General features: G+C 54.0%; 1 protein-coding gene and 1 tRNA gene. One reads left to right on the top strand and one right to left on the bottom strand.

Going from position 1 to position 1,478, the window contains the following annotated elements; translation table 11 throughout:
* Positions 1-8: 8 nt before the first annotated feature.
* Positions 9-81 (bottom strand) — tRNA-Phe (locus N2315_09315).
* 233 nt (positions 82-314) lie between these two features.
* Between N2315_09315 and N2315_09320 the strand changes: the two genes are divergently transcribed.
* Complete coding sequence (locus N2315_09320) at positions 315-1,319, top strand: hypothetical protein (protein MCX7829370.1); 1,005 nt, start codon at positions 315-317, stop codon at positions 1,317-1,319.
* Positions 1,320-1,478 lie beyond the last annotated feature (159 nt).

The raw sequence follows: 1,478 nt of genomic DNA on the forward strand, positions 1-1,478 counted from the left end.
GGCTTTTGTGCCGCCGAAGAGAATCGAACTCTTGACACGAGGATTTTCAGTCCTCTGCTCTACCAACTGAGCTACAGCGGCAACATGGCTAGCTTTATACCCGAGGAACAAAAAAATGTCAAGAGCTCGCATCGGTTAAAAGAGTACCTTCTGCTTTGGACATTCACCACAGACTGTGCTATATTGTAAGTACAGTCATTGATAGGGCTTTACAGAGTGTCTCTGTAAAGGAGCCAGTTCCCAATGGAATTCCCATTGGAGATTGAAACGAAAGGAGTAGGGATATGAGGATACGCCGAAGTATCTTTATCTTGATGGTGGGGCTTTTTGTTCTCGGGCCCCTGGCCACCGGTTTTGGGCAGACGAACATAGCGGACATTCAGCGGGGAGCGGAGAAAACAGCCCAGGCCCTCGCGGTGGCGTTGCCCTTTAATTCTACCGTAGGTCTTAACTGGTCTGATGCCTACATCGGCCAGATTCTAGGGGTGCCGCCCCATTTCGGGGTAGGCATTACGGCGGGAGCCACCACGGTCCCCACGGTAGACCTGAAGCCCCTTTTAACCAACATGGGGGTAAGCCTTCCTGCGGGGGTTGATAAGGTGCTTCCCCTTCCCGTGGCGGTGGCAGAGGCCCGGGTGGGCGGGATACTCCTTCCCTTTGACGTGGGAATCAAGGCGGGCTACATTCCCGACAGTCTCGGAAACACCATTAAAGACACGACGGGGGGCCTCGCGGTAAAATACCTCCTCGTGGGGGCCGATATCCGCTACGCCGTGCTTAAGGGGAACCTGGTACTCCCTACCGTCTCCGTAGGACTCGGAGTAAACTACATGGATGGCGGCCTTGGCACCACCATTAGCGGGGCGGGAACATCCTTCACCTATAACGATGGAACCGGAAACCATACCATTGCGGCCACCGATCCAGAGGTGGGAGTTTCCTGGCGGGCCACCACGGTGGACCTGAAAGCCCATGTATCCAAGGGCTTCCTCTTCTTTACCCCCTATGCGGGATTTGGGGCCACCTACGGCGCCTCCCGGGCGGGATACTATGTAAAGAGCAACCTTACTTATGACGGGGGCTCCATCGATCCAGCAGAAATCCAATCTATTAAAAACTACCTCCAGAGCCAGGGGGTGGCCGTTCCGGATATCTCCGCCACGGGAATCGAAAGTTACTTCGAAAAATCCGGCTGGGCCTTCCGGGCCTACGGGGGATTTTCCTTTAACTTCGCGGTAATGAAGTTTGATCTTACAGGTCTTTACAACTTCTCCGACGGAAGCTACGGCGCAAGTTTGGGAGTCCGGTTCCAGTTGTAGGATTTATGGGTAAGGGGTATCGGCTCCTGCGGGGGCGGACACCCCCTCTTTCTACTACAAAAGGGGGCGATGCCCCCTTTTTTTGTTTGATTCCCCCCCTTTCATCTCTTATAATAGACACTAAGGAAGGGGGCAAAAATGGCAGAAACTCACCAATAC

Origin of the sequence: Thermanaerothrix sp. (genome assembly GCA_026417795.1) — a bacterium.
Taxonomy (GTDB): domain Bacteria; phylum Synergistota; class Synergistia; order Synergistales; family Synergistaceae; genus Thermanaerovibrio.